This window comes from Hespellia stercorisuis DSM 15480, from assembly GCF_900142165.1.
Taxonomy (GTDB): domain Bacteria; phylum Bacillota; class Clostridia; order Lachnospirales; family Lachnospiraceae; genus Hespellia; species Hespellia stercorisuis.
On sequence record NZ_FQZY01000086.1, the window covers coordinates 1 to 13,579 of the forward strand.

Consider the following 13,579-nt stretch of genomic DNA (forward strand, 5'->3'; position numbering starts at 1 on the left):
ATTTATAAAGAATCTCTGTGTTCCGTTTGATAATAACCTTGCGGAACGTGATTTGCGCATGATTAAGGTTAAAACCAAGGTCTCAGGATGTTTTCGCAGTGAGGAAGGCGCACAGGAATATCTTACAATCATGAGCTATATTGGGACTGCTCATAAGCATGGAATAAATGCTTTTACAGCAATCAGAGAAGCCCTTTTAGGGAATTCCGATATCATCTTTAACTAATGGAGTTCTGAACAGTTACGATAAAAGTATAAATAATCTGACAATAAAGTTAGTTCGAGAAAAGAAAATTTAAAGTAACTATGATTTTGACAAATGGGAGGATCATTCAATTATGGCAGACAAAGTTTCCGAAAAGATATTATTGCTACAGACAAATTCATTGGATAAATATTTGAAGTTAAAATACCAACTTGATGAAAACAATATTTTCTATCAAGATAAGATAAAGAATGATTCCATTATGGAGTTTGCGGCGAAGATGATATCGCTTGGAAGACCAGCAACAGGAGTCGAGACACGAAATCAAACTTACAGGATATACATAGATAAGAATGACTATGCAAAAGCTAGTACGCTGGTTGAAGAATGAAATTGAAATGCAACCAATAATTAGGAAGAGAACACATCATGGCAGTTGTAACGTCATTAGGTAGTGTACTGAAGCAGCGAGAAGGATTCAAGAGAGTAATAGATCTAGTCGGGAAAGAAATTTCAGTGCCAGAGGACAAGTTACTTCATTGATTATTAGAAGGGGACGAAGCTATGCATATCAAAGTTTTACAAGGAGATATTACGAAACTTCATGTTGATGCAATCGTGAATGCTGCCAATTCATCACTTTTAGGCGGAGGCGAAGATTGCCATTTCCACAATTATAGATAGTACAAAAGGTCAAGTTGACAGTGACTTTGAGGTGTGGCTGGTTGCGTTTGATGAAGAAACAGAGCGTTTCTATCATAATGCAATCGAGCAATGTTCGGAATCATAAGGAGAACACACAGAATGAACATACAGATTTTTGGAACCAACAAGTGTTTTGATACAAAGAAGGCTATGCGATATTTCAAGGAACGCAATGTGAAATATCAGATGATAGACATGAAACAAAAGGGTATGAGTAAAGGCGAATTGAACAGCGTAATGCAAGCGGTTGGCGGTTTGGAGCAGATGCTGGATTCCAAATGCAAAGACAAGGATGCACTTGCGCTCATCCAATACATTTCCGATGAAGATAAGATGGAAAAGTTGCTGGAGAATCAAAAGGTGCTCAAGACACCCATTGTTAGAAATGGCAGACAAGCTACGATCGGATATCAGCCCGACGTTTGGAAAGAATGGAATTAAAAGGGGATAGTTATGATTAAACCAATTATGAAAGATGTTTTTTTTCTGAATCAAAAATCGGAGCCCGCGACAGAAGCAGATAAGCAGGTTGCAATTGATGAAAAATCTTTGTACTAGATTAATGCGATTCGAGAAGATAGGACTTTCTATTATTCCGTTAAAATAGGAAATATTATTCCGATAGCGCTGGCATTGTTCCGATAAAGTAGTATAATAGAAACTGGATTGGAGGAATAATCAATGTTCATGACAGTGAAACAGGCTGCTGAAAAGTGGGGCATTTCTGATAGAAGAATTCGAGTGCTTTGTGCCGAAGGTAAAATTTCCGGAGCATATCAGGAGGGGCGAGGTTGGAAAATTCCTATTGATTCAGTAAGGCCCGCAGACGGTAGGTACAAATCAAGAGAAAGCATACTTTCACAGATTGACCGAAAAAAGGTGGCGTTGGACAGCCGAAGACCATTAACAGAAGGTGAGGCGGCAAGACTGAATGAAGAGTTTATTGTGGAATACACATACAACTCAAATGCTATTGAAGGAAATACACTGACGCTGAGGGAAACGGATCTAGTCTTAAGAGGTTTGACTATTGACCAAAAACCACTCAAAGACCACATGGAGGCGGTTGGGCACAAGGAAGCTTTTGACTTTGTAATTGAGTTAGTGAGGGATTGTGTCCTTATCAGTGAAAGTATCATAAAGCAGATTCATTACCTTGTACTTGCAGATAAAAAGGATGATCGTGGAATCTATCGCCGAGTTCCTGTGCATATTATGGGAGCACAGCATGAGCCGGTTCAGCCATATCTTATTCAACCGAAGATGGAACAACTCCTATGTGATTTTTCAGAGAGCAAAGAGCATCTTGTCACAAAACTTGCAAGATTTCACATTGAATTTGAGGGGATACATCCTTTTATTGACGGCAACGGAAGAACAGGAAGACTGCTTGTGAATTTAGAACTGATGAAAGCAGGGTATCCGCCGATTGACATTAAGTTTACAGACAGAAGAGCTTATTACGATGCATTTGACGAGTATCATGTGAAGCACAATCTTTCGGCAATGGAAGGCTTGTTTGCAGGATATATCAATGCTAGATTGGACTCATATCTTCAAATGTTACCGAAATAAATAACAATAAAATGAAGATTTCTTTAAGAAACACAAAATAAGTATAATCCGAAATATGCGTTTATGAGTATTCAATTAAGCGGGTCAATAGAAAATGATATTGAAAATTATACGAATCTATATATTCGCGGAATGGACGAATTGGCATCATATTTGGAGGAAATATAATGGCTGATTTTTTGATGGATGCACATATGCATTTTGATTTATACAAGAATCGAGAGGAAGTCTTATCATATATCGAAGCCCATCATTCGTACACTATCGCGGTCACGAATTTACCGGAGCTGTATGAACGATACTATCGTCAATATGCAGATTACAAATATATAAAAATAGCACTTGGATTTCATCCGGAGCTTGCATTGCAATATGAAAATCAACGCATCCAGAAGGACATTTTTAATGAAATAGTCCAAGCATGTAAAAAAAGGGAAAGCAAGATACTCTCAGTTCATAGTCGCCGTGCTGAATGAGAGTGTGTCAGTATATTAGCAGGATATGCAGGAAAAATAATTCTTCATTGGTATAGCGGAAGTTTACACACATTACAAGATGCAATTAATATTGGGTGTTATTTTTCAATCAATCACCAAATGCTACTCAGTAAAAATGGAAAAGGTATTGTAGATGCACTTCCCCTTGATAGAATTCTTATTGAAAGCGATGCTCCTTTTTCAAGTGGATTGGGAAAGGAATATTTATTGGATTTTAATAAAAAAATTGTGGAATATTTATCTGAAACAAGAAAATATTCGGATGAGGACATTAGAAAAATAATTAAAAATAATTTCCGAAGAGTTCTATCGTGAAATATATTAGCTATAAGATCAAATTTGTACTATTGTTTGATAGATTATTATTTTCTGAATATTACAAAAGTGCAGGGAAGGAAAGATTATTATGAGTTTTCGAGATGAATTAAATTCTGTCAGTAGAACACCTGAGGAAGTTCAAAAAATTGCTCAGAATGAGGAATATGCATGCGGATTGCAAAGTGCAATATTAGATTATAAAGAAATAAAAGAAGAGATGCTGGAATTAGCAAATAGTGGCGCTTATACAGTTTTACCAAATGGAAAACATCAAATACATATGTACTATAAGTTCTCATCAATACAAGCAGATTTTCAGTTGAAAAGGACAGAAACACGTGTGAATAAGACTATTTTAAATCGTAAAGGAAGCTATGCATATAGGATGTATTATGTAAAAAATAACCATTATCATTATGATGCTTATATGGAAAAGTTGAAAGAATTGAGCAAAAATGATGATATCGACGTGCGAACAGTAGGATTGTATGATTACCATAATAATCTACAAGTATTTGATATAAACAGTGGATTCGTGGGCTTTGCATTACTGGAGAATCACTTTTCAGTGTGCATTGAGTGCAAGACAGAGTATTAAATTATAAATTTTCAAGAGACATGATCAGAATGAGAATAAGAGGGGAACTAATATGGCAGATTGGCAGGATTGGAATGGAGATGGCAAAGTCACTCCAGATGAGAAAGCTTTTACATTTTACATGATGGATGATATGGATAAGCATAGAAAGAATGGCGGTGGTGGCTGTTTATCTTGTCTGCTACTTTTTGTAGCTCTTCCAGTGACTACGATAGGAGCTCTCATACATTTTATTCCATAGAACGGAAGGGAAGCGGAAGTATGCAGATTTATTATTTTACAAGAACAGGAAGAAGCAAAGAGATAGCGGAGCAATTGGCAAATCGATATGATACCACTGCAAGAGTAATTGAGGATCATAAGAACTGGGAAGGCAAGATTAATTATTTAAAAGCCGGTGCGATGGCTTCCAGTGGAAGAAGTATCCCAGCAGATTATATTTCCCCAGATTTACAGGATGATATTGTCGTGGTATTTCCACTATGGGCCGGTGCGATGCCACCAGCAGTCAAGACATTTGTAGAAGCGGTAGGAAGAGAACATATCACGGCTGTTGTAACGTCATTAGGTAGTGTACTGCGGCAGCGAGAAGGATTCAAGAAAGTAATAGATCTGGTCGGGAAAGAAATTGCAGTACCAGATGACAAGCTACTTCATTGATTTCTGGAAGGTGACGAACTATGCATATTAAGGTTTTACAAGGAGATATTACGAAACTTCATGTTGATGCAATCGTGAATGCTGCCAATTCATCACTTCTAGGTGGAGGTGGTGTAGACGGAGCAATTCATCGTGCTGCAGGAAAAGAACTATTGGAAGAATGCAGAGAGTTACATGGATGTAAGACAGGACAATGTAAGATGACAAAAGGCTACAACTTGCCAGCTAAGTACGTGATTCATACAGTCGGACCGGTATGGAATGGCGGAACAGATGGTGAGGCGGAGTTATTGTCTTGTTGTTACAGGAATTCCATTCAATGCGCAATCGAGCATGAATGCAAGTCCATTGCATTTCCAGCAATTTCCACGGGTATCTATGGCTATCCTAAAGAGCAGGCGGCAGAGATTGCTATTTCCACAATAATAGACAGTACAAAAGGTCAAGCTGACAGTGACTTTGAGGTGTGGCTGGTTGCATTTGATGAAGAGACAGAGCGTCTATACCATAATGCAATGTTGCAATATTCGGAATCCTTGAAATCCTGAAATCAATTTCCAACATATAGGAGCATACTATCATAATGAATCGAAGTGAATTATTTGAATTTGTAAAAGAACAGTATGGTACACAACCAGACTATCCGTGGCATGATCGGAATGCTGTGCTGCGTCATAAAGATAATAACAAGTGGTACGGGATTGTGATGGAAGTGGAGAGAAATAAGCTTTGTCTTCCGGGAGATGAAGTTGTGGATGTGCTCAATGTGAAGTGTGATCCGGTTCTAATAGGATCGCTTCGGACGAGGAAAGGATTTTGTCCAGCCTATCACATGAACAAAGATAAATGGATTAGCATTTGCTTGGATAGCGGGGTACCGGACGAAGAAATAGAGAACCTGATTGCTATGAGTTATGAATTGACAGAATAGAAATGAGAAAGTAGGAGATAACTTTTGCAGTTATTTCGCTACTCTATTACCAATATTTTTGATAAGCATCAAAAACAATCTGCTGAATCTCCTCACGGAATGATTTTGGAGATACAACTTCACACTGATTTAGATGTGTCATTACCCATTGCTTCATTTTAGATGGAATACAATGGACACGAATGGAGATCATGCTATCGGTTTGTGTCAGAACTGTGAGAGAAGAACCAAAGTATTCCATAATGTCAGACCAAAGATCAGGGGGGCAGTCAATGACAAATCTTTGGGTTGCTTCGCCCGCATCAATAATGTATTTTCTTGCGTATTGGCTAGGATTGAACCCGCCGAATATCATATCAATTCCACGCTCTAAGATCTGAAGGTCTTTCATAAAGTCTACTCTGTAATGCGTTAATGTATCGTTATGTTCATCTTTGCCCAAGACATAATAATTGCCTTGCGCCCAGAGGGTTGCATAAGGACTAAAGCAAAGAAGAGTGTCAGTAATTGGAGACAGCTCTAAATTGTAATTGTACGAAAGTGGTATGGCGGAGACCATGCAGCCTTGATTGATAGCGATGTTTAAAGTATCGATATTATAAAATAACTGTTTATTAAAATTTTTTGACGCTGGTTTTACGTATATTGTTTTTTGAAGCATTCGTCCTTGAAAGACACTTTGTGTACTGATTAGTTCTTGAATAATTGTTTTACTGGTATCGTCTGTTATCATATCTGACGCTGCGACAGCATCACAGAGTAAACGCACTTCTGATGGCTCAAATGTACGATCAATCAGAAAGTAGCCTTCATGATTGTCTTTGTAGCCTGCTATTTCAATACCTAGTGTACGGAGGGCATCTACATTACGATAGACTGCACGACGTTCCATATCCACATCATATATTTGTTTTAATTTCTTTCTGATATCATCAGTAGTAAGTATATGATTCTCATCTGAATATTTCTTCAATATTTCGAATAGGCATAAAATAGTTGCTTTCTGGCTAATCACGTTTTTTCCTCCAATATGATAAGTAGATTTGATGTTTTTATTGCTTTAAAATTCTATATAATTTCTGATTATCTTTTCATAAGTTTTCAAATGTCGGCATAGCCTGTATTTACGGGCTTTTCCGACTTTTTCATTTTGGAAGATACTTTGCATAAACTGGCATTTCTTGTCACGACTTTGCTTTCAAAAGTAGTAAAAGTGTAGTAAATAACCTGTTTACTACTACGCCACAAGTCGTTCCATTTCAGCCTTTGCAGAATCAAATGAACCATGTGCATAATAACCCAGCGTCATAGCAATATTGGAATGTCCCATGATATACTGTAACGTATTAGGGTTCATACCTTTATTAGCCATGTTGGTACAGAACGTATGTCGGAATGTATGTGGCGTTACATTAGGTAACTGTCCCGTATGGTTCTTATTGTACTTCTTAATAAGACCACGCACCATACCATCATAGTTCCCAGAGGTTTTCGGTAAACCATCATGATTGAGAAACAGGAAATCTTTGTAACCGTCAATGACGATTGCTTTTCCTTTACTATGGTTCTTCAATATACGCTGGAATGCTTGATAAGCCCTTTCTGTCATTGGAATCTGTCGATTACCTTTTGTGGTTTTTGGTGGAGCAACATAATAACCAATTTCAGAATCCCTCAATAACTGGTGGTCTACATTGATTATTCGATTCTTCATATCCAATTTCTTAGTTATTCCGCAAAATTCAGAGATACGAAGTCCCGTCTCTAACAATATGATAATTTCATCATAGTATTTTTGATAGATATTGTCAGTCTCCATGAACGACAGTAAACTTTCTACCTGTGCAGGTGTAAGTGCGATTTTTTCTTCGGTATCATCGTCCAGAATATCACTCAACTTAAACTCAAAAGGATTCTTCCGAATGCAATCGTCCTGTATTGCCATATAGAATGATGCTTTCAAAGAACGCTTGTAGTTGTTAATCGTTTTGTAGGAATAGCCGTTTTCGCTCATTCTGATTGCCCACTCTTTAGCGTCTGACGGTTTGACCGTATCAATACTCCTAACGCCCAGAGGGTCTTTTTTTAGAATGTTCATAAAACATTGACGACCAATTTCTGTGTTCCGTTTGATATTCTTTCGCTGATTGTTTTTCTTCTCGTAAAGCTGACATACAGTTAATTTCTTACCAATGGTATCAATACCATCATCAATATCACGCTTAATGTCTTTAATCTTTTCCCGAAGTGAAATATCCTCACGTTTTCCTGCTGGTGTCCTGTCGGTCTTAACCAGCTTCCATGAATAAACAAATTGTGGGTTACCAAATGCGTCTATGTATTTGTATGCGTATCTTCCGTCTTTTCGTTGGCTCTCTCCATTTTGTAAAATGCGACCTTTGCTATCTCGTCTTTTCTCTGCCATAGTGTCAAGTTCCTTTCTGTGATAGAAAGAGCCTTGATACGCTTACTAATATTATACCATAAAACAGCCCTAAAATCACTATATTACGTCCATTGTATCAATGATTTTTTCAAATAATTTACGCTTAATCTGGACACGATTTCCATTCATAATGACCCAGTTTGAATCCCTGTTTTCCTCCGCAAGTCTGCGAAGTTTCTTCTCTCCAATACGAAAATATTTAGACGCTTCTTCAATCGTCAGCGTGTATCTTTCCCAGATAGGTACATCAGTATTGTTCAAAACATACCACCTCCTAAATTTCATTTATCTAAGCTGACAGACGGCTTTGGAAAGCTCCATTGGTATCTCAACCATTCCCATTCTTGTGGGCTAACCGCACCATGCGGACGTATCATTATTCTGTGAGTACAGGTCATGGCAAGGCGACCATTCCACAAGTCGCTCTCGGATCACTGCGTGAATCGCTCACTTTCTTCTGGAAAGGTCAAGGCGTGCAGTTTCCGTGGCTCGCTGTCTCACAAACGTGTCTGTCTGCTTTATTCAGTTGTCAAAGAACAATCAACGGCTTGTCAGCCTGTGAAAATTCACTGTTTCCAATGAACTTTCATAGAATGATAAGCAGTAGCAAAGCAGGAAAGAGGGGAATCACAAATCATACTCTGCTAATTGTTTAGCTTACAGCGATTTCAAATTCGCTAATCATTTTCATAAGGGCTTCTCTGATACGTCCCTTTAGTTCCATATCAACAGCGATATAAACATTTCCGTATTCGTCATACAAAGGTCTTAAACAGCATTTTGATATGTAAGGGTCGTAAAACTGCAACAACTTCTCAATCGAATTTTCGTTGCCATCAACCGCCGATGAAATGAGATAAAATGACGGGTGTTTCGGTTTTGTTTCCAACATTATTTTTCCTCCTTAAATATTTTTTTGATTTCATCGAGTGAGCTTGTCCTGTTCCTGTGAGAAGAACGTCTGGTAATATTCAGTAAATCTCCAATTTCTGTATCACTCATTTCCAGAAAATAGAACATCAACAAAATATTACGTTTCTTCTCTGGAAGTCTTTTTAAGGCTTCTGCCAGCTTATCGTCCAGAACCCGAATATCAATACCGCATACGTTAAATACGGTGTAATCAGTTTCGTAATCGTCCCAGACTGCGAAGTTTTCAACGACAATCTCTGGAAGCTCACAAAATGAAACTTCTTTGTTCTGTCGTCTGGAAAGTTCCTTGCGGTAGTTGGTAACAATACCTCTGGTTACTTTTTTTAGCAGACTTTCAAACTGGCACTGTGTTGTCTTTTGGAAATCTGACGGTTTCATAAATCACACCTCCTTTCCATCAATGACTTGAAAAGCATTTCCCTCTTTCCGCACCATATCTGTACAGCAAAGTGTGATTTGTGACGTTTTTCAGAAAAATTTTTAAAAATATTTTTCTGCACGTTAAAAAACCCACCAATATATAATTGGCAGGCAATGTCTGTGTCAATAACAGACTTGCTATGATATTGTTCTCTCCTAAAGGCAAAATAACTTATCATAAGAAAAGCTAAGGCTTTTTTATCAATAGGCTCTGTAAGTGTGGTTGTCATAAGCAGTTCTGGCAACTATCCTTTCTCTTGCAGGGTCTATTCGGTAAAAAGTCTCAGCTTTCATCAAGCTGTGACACTAGACCCGTGTATTATACATAATTTGGCAAGCGAAAATTGTCATAGTCTGTCTAGTGGCGTAATTTTGCCAACAATCAGATACAGAGAAAACATACAGATACAAAAAAGTCAGAATGACAGCAGAATTAAACAATGTTATAATGGTTTTAATAAATTAGAATTTGAGGAGACAAAATTATGTGTACAAGATTCGTTTATAATGGTAATGACACCATTATTGGTTTCAATTTTGATATAGATATTTCTGAATATGAACATAAGGTATTTCTGGAAAAAGAACGATTTTTTATTGGCATTAAAATGCCAGATAATCAATGGCACTCTTATCATGGAGTAAATGCGAATGGCAATGTAGGAACATTGCTTTATGTTCATGGAAATGAAAGAGCGTTAAAAAATAAAGAGGGTGACTGCTGTACCGTTGCAGAATTGACAGAAAGATTTGTATGTGGTGGTTTATCATTTGAGGAAGCTGTGGAAATAGCGCAGGAAAAGGAAATAATTTATGAAAATGGTGCAACTATGCAGGCACTTTTATCTGATAAGAACGGCAGAGTTTTAATTGTAGAACCCGGTATTGGTTATAAGACTGAAATGGAGAAGTTTTCCTTGATTACCAACTACTCGCTACTATCGCCACAAAGTACACAATTTTATATTACGCTTGGAGATAACCGATATGAATGTGCAAAAGAACTATTAAATAGATATGATGAAAACTTTTCCGTTGCAGAAGCTTTTTCGGTTTTGAAGGAGGTAAAACAAGAAGGTTTGTGGGCTACAAGAGTTTCATTTGTATATTCTGTTAATTCCCAAACGGTATATTATATAGAGAACAACCAATTTGATGAAATTAAAGAATGGAAACTAAGTAAACATTAATAGAACAATCCCAGTTGTTAGGGCTGGAAAAGAATGTGGCTGTCCAGTTCATAGTGATGATGGTTGACATTTACTTAGTGATGATTAAAAGAATTAAACGAATTAGAACTTATGCGGAGGTGTGATAATGAAAATAGAGATAGGAAAAGATTTCCCACAGTATTTTATACCCTCATATCCAGAAGAATTTGAACTATTCTCCCATTTTGAAACGACAGCAGGTATACCGACAGTTTTATTTGCAATTACCACATGGAAAGAAAACGGAAAGCCTAATGTATGCTTTCACGCATGGAGTTGTTTTCATGGCGATAAGACAGCTTTCTTTGCCGTTATGGGGAATTTATATCAACATACACATACTTATGTTAATATTCAACGCGAAAAATGTTTTTGTATCAATTTTCTCCCACTAAGCTATTATGATAAATTGATAGATACAATCAATCAAAACGCCTTAGAAACAGATGAATTTGAAGTAGGAAATTTCACAATTTCCAATGCCAAAACTATTCATGCACCAGTTATTCAAGAGGCTTTTATCAATATGGAATGTACCTTAAAAGAAATACAAGATTTAAGCGGTGCAGGAATAACAGCTATGATTGTTGGACAGATACAACAAATTTCTGTTGATGAAAAATATGCACAAGGATATAAACAGCGATATGGAAAAGAGGGATTTATGATGTTGATACCAGCACCTCAAAATCTCACTACTGGCGAACCAAATCAATCTGCGGTTGCTACTGTAAATATTGAAAAGTATGATTGACAACTAATAGTTTGTCGAATTGAACAATACACATTAATGATAAAAAGAAAAACGTGGTTACAAATCCGTTATTGGGACTGTAATCACGTTTTTTATGATATTTCATTTTATTTTTGTTACAGGATATTCTAAAAATATATCCTATATTTTGAACCCATTCATACCACCTTTTCCCTTTGAAGCTTCACGGGATATTTTCATAATAAATTCTTCTGGTGTCGGTGTTTTATCTCCGAACAGTCTTTTAAACTCTGCCTGTTTTTCTGGGTCTGGATTGTTCTTTGCTTCTGCAATGGACAATTCCATTTCACGTCTGACCTCTGCCACGGACACTCCGTGTTGTTTTGCAACAGCTTCCAATACATTTAATTTCTGCTTTCTACTAAATATCATATATTTATTCCTCCTTATTCCAAATAAAAAAGTATCTCCATATAGTGTTTCATTACAGGGGTTGGAAGCTGATTACAAAAATCACTCGCCCACTGATTTATTAAATCAATTTCTTCGGACAGATTGGGCTTTTCGGAGCATTCCAGTTCAGCTTCAATTCGTTTGCTAATCTCCATCATAAAATCTTCATGTTCAAATTCGAAATACAAAAGCAAATGATTCAATCCCATTCTTTCCAACAGATAGCAGATTCTTTCGTAATCGTGTACATTTAGTTCTGCTTCTCCTGTAATGAGCTTCCTGTCTTTTTTGCTACACAATGCCAGAAATAGAAGTTGTTCTTTTTCTGCACACTGTTTTCGCCGTCTCCTTAATGCTTCGGGTGTCACTACAAAATTATCTTCCATGTATATTCTCTCTCCACCTTGTTTACAATAATTATAGCCGAATATTCGGCAATGTGCAACACCGATATAAAATCTATAATTAGAGTACACGATAAAAAGGAGGTGGCAGTCATTTTTACTTATGAGCCGTTATGGAAAACCTTAAATGACAAGGGCATTACACAATATGAGTTAATCAAGACGTACCATTTCAGTACAGGAACACTGGACGCTCTAAGAAAGAATAAGAGTGTCACTATGAATACTCTGCATGACATCTGTATCATGTTGGACTGTCCCATTGAAGCAGTCGTTAAGATTATAAAAGAAGATAACTAACAGGCTGATTGTATATTTAAAGCGATACAATCAGTCCTTTTCTTTATTTTACAATCTTCCAGTTACCGCCTGTCTTAGCAAGCACAAGTTCATACTGTGAAATCTGCATTGCTTTTGTCTGGTTATCAATGAACTTCACAGATACACTCACTTTTACATTCTCCCCGTCCTGTGTAAAGATTGGGTTTATGAGTTCTGAATATAAATACTCCCCATTTATCGGCTCTAAGATATTCCCCTCTACATAATAAGCAAGCTCCTTTTCTGTAGCGGTTGGGTAGAGCTTAAAGAATGTTTCCAGAAATGCGGTAGCGTCTGTCATAATATCAGCTTCCACACTTCCGTCTGCGTCCTGTACCTTTGGCTCATAATTCGATTTTGCGATTGCTGGTGCGAGGGTTGGGTTCTTCACAATTACCATATCCCCGTCACTATCCACATGAACCATAACCGTATAAGTAGCACTGACCGCTTTCGTCTGGTCGCCCTCCTTTATCTGCTGATCTACTTCGTAGGTAGCAGTAAACTCATTCTCCCCAGACTGTAGAACATTCCAGATAAGCACGTTACTGACCGTAGAACTGGTCGGTATGTCCGTTCTGATGGTATCCACATTCAAATCCTGCAATTCCTTTGTCAGATACCCGTTGACCGCCTGTGTCCTTGCTTCCATGCTTTCCTTGTTGTTTTCCCATGTATAATAGGCTTTTGCAAAGTTTCTTACATAGTTTTCAATCCCATTGGTGTCATGTAAGCGTAACTCTATGATTTCCTTTTCGTGGGTGGTGTGCTGGTCGATGGCGGTAAAATTCTTGTACACCCCAAAGCTGACACTTGCAATCAGCACCAGCCATAGGGCAATCACTGTTTTTTTATGCGTACCGACTTTGAGGGTACGCACTTTCTTTACTTTTACTGGTTTTTCTTTTTTCTTAAACATGATGTTTGTCCTTTCTATTGTTTGATTCTGCCAGCCCCAGCTAAATGCTGTTGCCAGTAGGAAGTTGTCAAATCCGCATAACCGATGGGATTCCCTGCGTGATACATTCTATTATTTCCTTGTAACTGTTCAGAACTCCATTAGTTAAAGATGATATCGGAATTCCCTAAAAGGGCTTCTCTGATTGCTGTAAAAGCATTTATTCCATGCTTATGAGCAGTCCCAATATAGCTCATGATTGTAAGATATTCCTGTGCGCCTTCCTCAC

The 13,579-nt window shown here is 37.5% G+C and carries 23 protein-coding genes and 2 pseudogenes; 15 read left to right on the top strand and 10 right to left on the bottom strand.

Annotation, left to right across the window (positions count from 1 at the left end; genetic code table 11):
- The 12 genes and pseudogenes from BUB85_RS22685 to BUB85_RS18495 all read left to right on the top strand — a co-directional run.
- The coding region (locus tag BUB85_RS22685; protein ID WP_408607110.1) for an IS66 family transposase at window positions 1-226 on the top strand (226 nt) is incomplete at its 5' end.
- 112 nt (window positions 227-338) lie between these two features.
- Window positions 339-596: a hypothetical protein gene (locus BUB85_RS18445; RefSeq protein WP_073113006.1), complete on the top strand. Its 258-nt coding sequence runs from the start codon at window positions 339-341 to the stop codon at window positions 594-596.
- 413 nt (window positions 597-1,009) lie between these two features.
- On the top strand, window positions 1,010-1,351 hold the full coding sequence (locus tag BUB85_RS18455) for an arsenate reductase family protein (protein WP_073113007.1): 342 nt from the start codon (window positions 1,010-1,012) through the stop codon (window positions 1,349-1,351).
- A gap of 12 nt (window positions 1,352-1,363) precedes the next feature.
- A pseudogene (locus BUB85_RS22525) lies at window positions 1,364-1,450 on the top strand (peptide deformylase); the annotation flags it as partial.
- A 141-nt stretch (window positions 1,451-1,591) separates the two neighbouring features.
- Window positions 1,592-2,485 carry a Fic family protein gene (locus BUB85_RS18465; protein ID WP_073113008.1) on the top strand — a complete coding sequence of 298 codons (894 nt, stop codon included), beginning with the start codon at window positions 1,592-1,594 and terminating at the stop codon, window positions 2,483-2,485.
- 167 nt (window positions 2,486-2,652) lie between these two features.
- Window positions 2,653-2,961, top strand: coding sequence for a TatD family hydrolase (locus tag BUB85_RS22140; RefSeq protein WP_242945485.1), 309 nt, complete (start codon window positions 2,653-2,655; stop codon window positions 2,959-2,961).
- Between the two features lie 39 nt (window positions 2,962-3,000).
- On the top strand, window positions 3,001-3,297 hold the full coding sequence (locus BUB85_RS22145) for a TatD family hydrolase (RefSeq protein WP_278319612.1): 297 nt from the start codon (window positions 3,001-3,003) through the stop codon (window positions 3,295-3,297).
- A 91-nt stretch (window positions 3,298-3,388) separates the two neighbouring features.
- Window positions 3,389-3,898, top strand: coding sequence for a hypothetical protein (locus BUB85_RS18475; RefSeq protein WP_073113009.1), 510 nt, complete (start codon window positions 3,389-3,391; stop codon window positions 3,896-3,898).
- Between the two features lie 52 nt (window positions 3,899-3,950).
- Window positions 3,951-4,139, top strand: coding sequence for a hypothetical protein (locus tag BUB85_RS18480; RefSeq protein ID WP_073113010.1), 189 nt, complete (start codon window positions 3,951-3,953; stop codon window positions 4,137-4,139).
- 20 nt (window positions 4,140-4,159) lie between these two features.
- Entirely contained in the window at window positions 4,160-4,558 is a 399-nt protein-coding gene (locus BUB85_RS18485) for a flavodoxin (RefSeq protein WP_073113011.1), read from the top strand.
- 20 nt (window positions 4,559-4,578) lie between these two features.
- Complete coding sequence (locus BUB85_RS18490; RefSeq protein ID WP_073113012.1) at window positions 4,579-5,106, top strand: O-acetyl-ADP-ribose deacetylase; 528 nt, start codon at window positions 4,579-4,581, stop codon at window positions 5,104-5,106.
- A gap of 35 nt (window positions 5,107-5,141) precedes the next feature.
- Window positions 5,142-5,489 carry an MmcQ/YjbR family DNA-binding protein gene (locus tag BUB85_RS18495; RefSeq protein ID WP_084534127.1) on the top strand — a complete coding sequence of 116 codons (348 nt, stop codon included), beginning with the start codon at window positions 5,142-5,144 and terminating at the stop codon, window positions 5,487-5,489.
- Window positions 5,490-5,535: 46 nt separating this feature from the next.
- Here the strand turns inward: BUB85_RS18495 and BUB85_RS18500 are convergent, their stop codons facing one another.
- From BUB85_RS18500 to BUB85_RS18530, 6 genes are all read right to left on the bottom strand, one after another.
- Entirely contained in the window at window positions 5,536-6,504 is a 969-nt protein-coding gene (locus BUB85_RS18500; RefSeq protein ID WP_073113014.1) for a helix-turn-helix transcriptional regulator, read from the bottom strand.
- Window positions 6,505-6,726: 222 nt separating this feature from the next.
- Window positions 6,727-7,914 (bottom strand): tyrosine-type recombinase/integrase, encoded by a 1,188-nt coding sequence (locus BUB85_RS18505; protein ID WP_073113015.1) that lies wholly within the window; start codon window positions 7,912-7,914, stop codon window positions 6,727-6,729.
- Window positions 7,915-7,992: 78 nt separating this feature from the next.
- Window positions 7,993-8,220, bottom strand: coding sequence for an excisionase (locus tag BUB85_RS18510; RefSeq protein ID WP_073113016.1), 228 nt, complete (start codon window positions 8,218-8,220; stop codon window positions 7,993-7,995).
- Between the two features lie 367 nt (window positions 8,221-8,587).
- Window positions 8,588-8,827 carry a helix-turn-helix domain-containing protein gene (locus BUB85_RS18520; protein WP_143160785.1) on the bottom strand — a complete coding sequence of 80 codons (240 nt, stop codon included), beginning with the start codon at window positions 8,825-8,827 and terminating at the stop codon, window positions 8,588-8,590.
- A complete protein-coding gene (locus BUB85_RS18525; RefSeq protein ID WP_073113017.1) occupies window positions 8,827-9,246 on the bottom strand; it encodes an RNA polymerase sigma factor in 420 nt (139 codons plus the stop codon). Before BUB85_RS18525 ends, BUB85_RS18520 begins: the two co-directional genes overlap by 1 nt.
- The gene (locus tag BUB85_RS18530) at window positions 9,243-9,533 is read right to left on the bottom strand and encodes a hypothetical protein (RefSeq protein ID WP_073113018.1); all 291 of its coding nucleotides are present in this window, start codon (window positions 9,531-9,533) and stop codon (window positions 9,243-9,245) included. The genes BUB85_RS18525 and BUB85_RS18530 overlap by 4 nt, the downstream gene beginning before the upstream one ends.
- 240 nt (window positions 9,534-9,773) lie before the next feature.
- Between BUB85_RS18530 and BUB85_RS18535 the strand changes: the two genes are divergently transcribed.
- Window positions 9,774-10,478, top strand: a complete 705-nt coding sequence (locus BUB85_RS18535) for a carcinine hydrolase/isopenicillin-N N-acyltransferase family protein (protein ID WP_073113019.1) — start codon at window positions 9,774-9,776, stop codon at window positions 10,476-10,478.
- 127 nt (window positions 10,479-10,605) lie between these two features.
- The gene (locus tag BUB85_RS18540; RefSeq protein WP_073113020.1) at window positions 10,606-11,253 is read left to right on the top strand and encodes a flavin reductase family protein; all 648 of its coding nucleotides are present in this window, start codon (window positions 10,606-10,608) and stop codon (window positions 11,251-11,253) included.
- Between the two features lie 141 nt (window positions 11,254-11,394).
- Here BUB85_RS18540 and BUB85_RS18545 read toward each other — a convergent pair whose 3' ends face one another.
- Window positions 11,395-11,646 carry a hypothetical protein gene (locus BUB85_RS18545; protein ID WP_073113021.1) on the bottom strand — a complete coding sequence of 84 codons (252 nt, stop codon included), beginning with the start codon at window positions 11,644-11,646 and terminating at the stop codon, window positions 11,395-11,397.
- Window positions 11,647-11,660: 14 nt separating this feature from the next.
- Window positions 11,661-12,053: a hypothetical protein gene (locus BUB85_RS18550; RefSeq protein WP_073113022.1), complete on the bottom strand. Its 393-nt coding sequence runs from the start codon at window positions 12,051-12,053 to the stop codon at window positions 11,661-11,663.
- 51 nt (window positions 12,054-12,104) lie between these two features.
- Here BUB85_RS18550 and BUB85_RS22530 point away from each other — a divergent pair, with 51 nt between their 5' ends.
- Window positions 12,105-12,371, top strand: a complete 267-nt coding sequence (locus tag BUB85_RS22530) for a helix-turn-helix domain-containing protein (RefSeq protein ID WP_242945487.1) — start codon at window positions 12,105-12,107, stop codon at window positions 12,369-12,371.
- 43 nt (window positions 12,372-12,414) lie between these two features.
- Here the strand turns inward: BUB85_RS22530 and BUB85_RS18560 are convergent, their stop codons facing one another.
- Both BUB85_RS18560 and BUB85_RS18565 read right to left on the bottom strand, forming a co-directional pair.
- Window positions 12,415-13,311 (bottom strand): conjugal transfer protein, encoded by an 897-nt coding sequence (locus BUB85_RS18560; RefSeq protein ID WP_073113023.1) that lies wholly within the window; start codon window positions 13,309-13,311, stop codon window positions 12,415-12,417.
- A 14-nt stretch (window positions 13,312-13,325) separates the two neighbouring features.
- Window positions 13,326-13,430 (bottom strand): annotated as a pseudogene (locus BUB85_RS18565) (peptidase P60); the annotation flags it as partial.
- Window positions 13,431-13,579: the final 149 nt, after the last annotated feature.

Bases quoted from the DNA above. Each gene is read 5' to 3' on its own strand.
- BUB85_RS18445 (WP_073113006.1), top strand. From the start codon at position 339: ATGGCAGACAAAGTTTCCGAAAAGATATTATTGCTACAGACAAATTCA.
- BUB85_RS18455 (WP_073113007.1), top strand. From the start codon at position 1,010: ATGAACATACAGATTTTTGGAACCAACAAGTGTTTTGATACAAAGAAG.
- BUB85_RS18465 (WP_073113008.1), top strand. From the start codon at position 1,592: ATGTTCATGACAGTGAAACAGGCTGCTGAAAAGTGGGGCATTTCTGAT.
- BUB85_RS22140 (WP_242945485.1), top strand. From the start codon at position 2,653: ATGGCTGATTTTTTGATGGATGCACATATGCATTTTGATTTATACAAG.
- BUB85_RS18475 (WP_073113009.1), top strand. From the start codon at position 3,389: ATGAGTTTTCGAGATGAATTAAATTCTGTCAGTAGAACACCTGAGGAA.
- BUB85_RS18480 (WP_073113010.1), top strand. From the start codon at position 3,951: ATGGCAGATTGGCAGGATTGGAATGGAGATGGCAAAGTCACTCCAGAT.
- BUB85_RS18485 (WP_073113011.1), top strand. From the start codon at position 4,160: ATGCAGATTTATTATTTTACAAGAACAGGAAGAAGCAAAGAGATAGCG.
- BUB85_RS18490 (WP_073113012.1), top strand. From the start codon at position 4,579: ATGCATATTAAGGTTTTACAAGGAGATATTACGAAACTTCATGTTGAT.
- BUB85_RS18495 (WP_084534127.1), top strand. From the start codon at position 5,142: ATGAATCGAAGTGAATTATTTGAATTTGTAAAAGAACAGTATGGTACA.
- BUB85_RS18505 (WP_073113015.1), bottom strand. From the start codon at position 7,914: ATGGCAGAGAAAAGACGAGATAGCAAAGGTCGCATTTTACAAAATGGA.
- BUB85_RS18510 (WP_073113016.1), bottom strand. From the start codon at position 8,220: ATGAAATTTAGGAGGTGGTATGTTTTGAACAATACTGATGTACCTATC.
- BUB85_RS18520 (WP_143160785.1), bottom strand. From the start codon at position 8,827: ATGTTGGAAACAAAACCGAAACACCCGTCATTTTATCTCATTTCATCG.
- BUB85_RS18525 (WP_073113017.1), bottom strand. From the start codon at position 9,246: ATGAAACCGTCAGATTTCCAAAAGACAACACAGTGCCAGTTTGAAAGT.
- BUB85_RS18535 (WP_073113019.1), top strand. From the start codon at position 9,774: ATGTGTACAAGATTCGTTTATAATGGTAATGACACCATTATTGGTTTC.
- BUB85_RS18540 (WP_073113020.1), top strand. From the start codon at position 10,606: ATGAAAATAGAGATAGGAAAAGATTTCCCACAGTATTTTATACCCTCA.
- BUB85_RS18545 (WP_073113021.1), bottom strand. From the start codon at position 11,646: ATGATATTTAGTAGAAAGCAGAAATTAAATGTATTGGAAGCTGTTGCA.
- BUB85_RS18550 (WP_073113022.1), bottom strand. From the start codon at position 12,053: ATGGAAGATAATTTTGTAGTGACACCCGAAGCATTAAGGAGACGGCGA.
- BUB85_RS22530 (WP_242945487.1), top strand. From the start codon at position 12,105: ATGTGCAACACCGATATAAAATCTATAATTAGAGTACACGATAAAAAG.
- BUB85_RS18560 (WP_073113023.1), bottom strand. From the start codon at position 13,311: ATGTTTAAGAAAAAAGAAAAACCAGTAAAAGTAAAGAAAGTGCGTACC.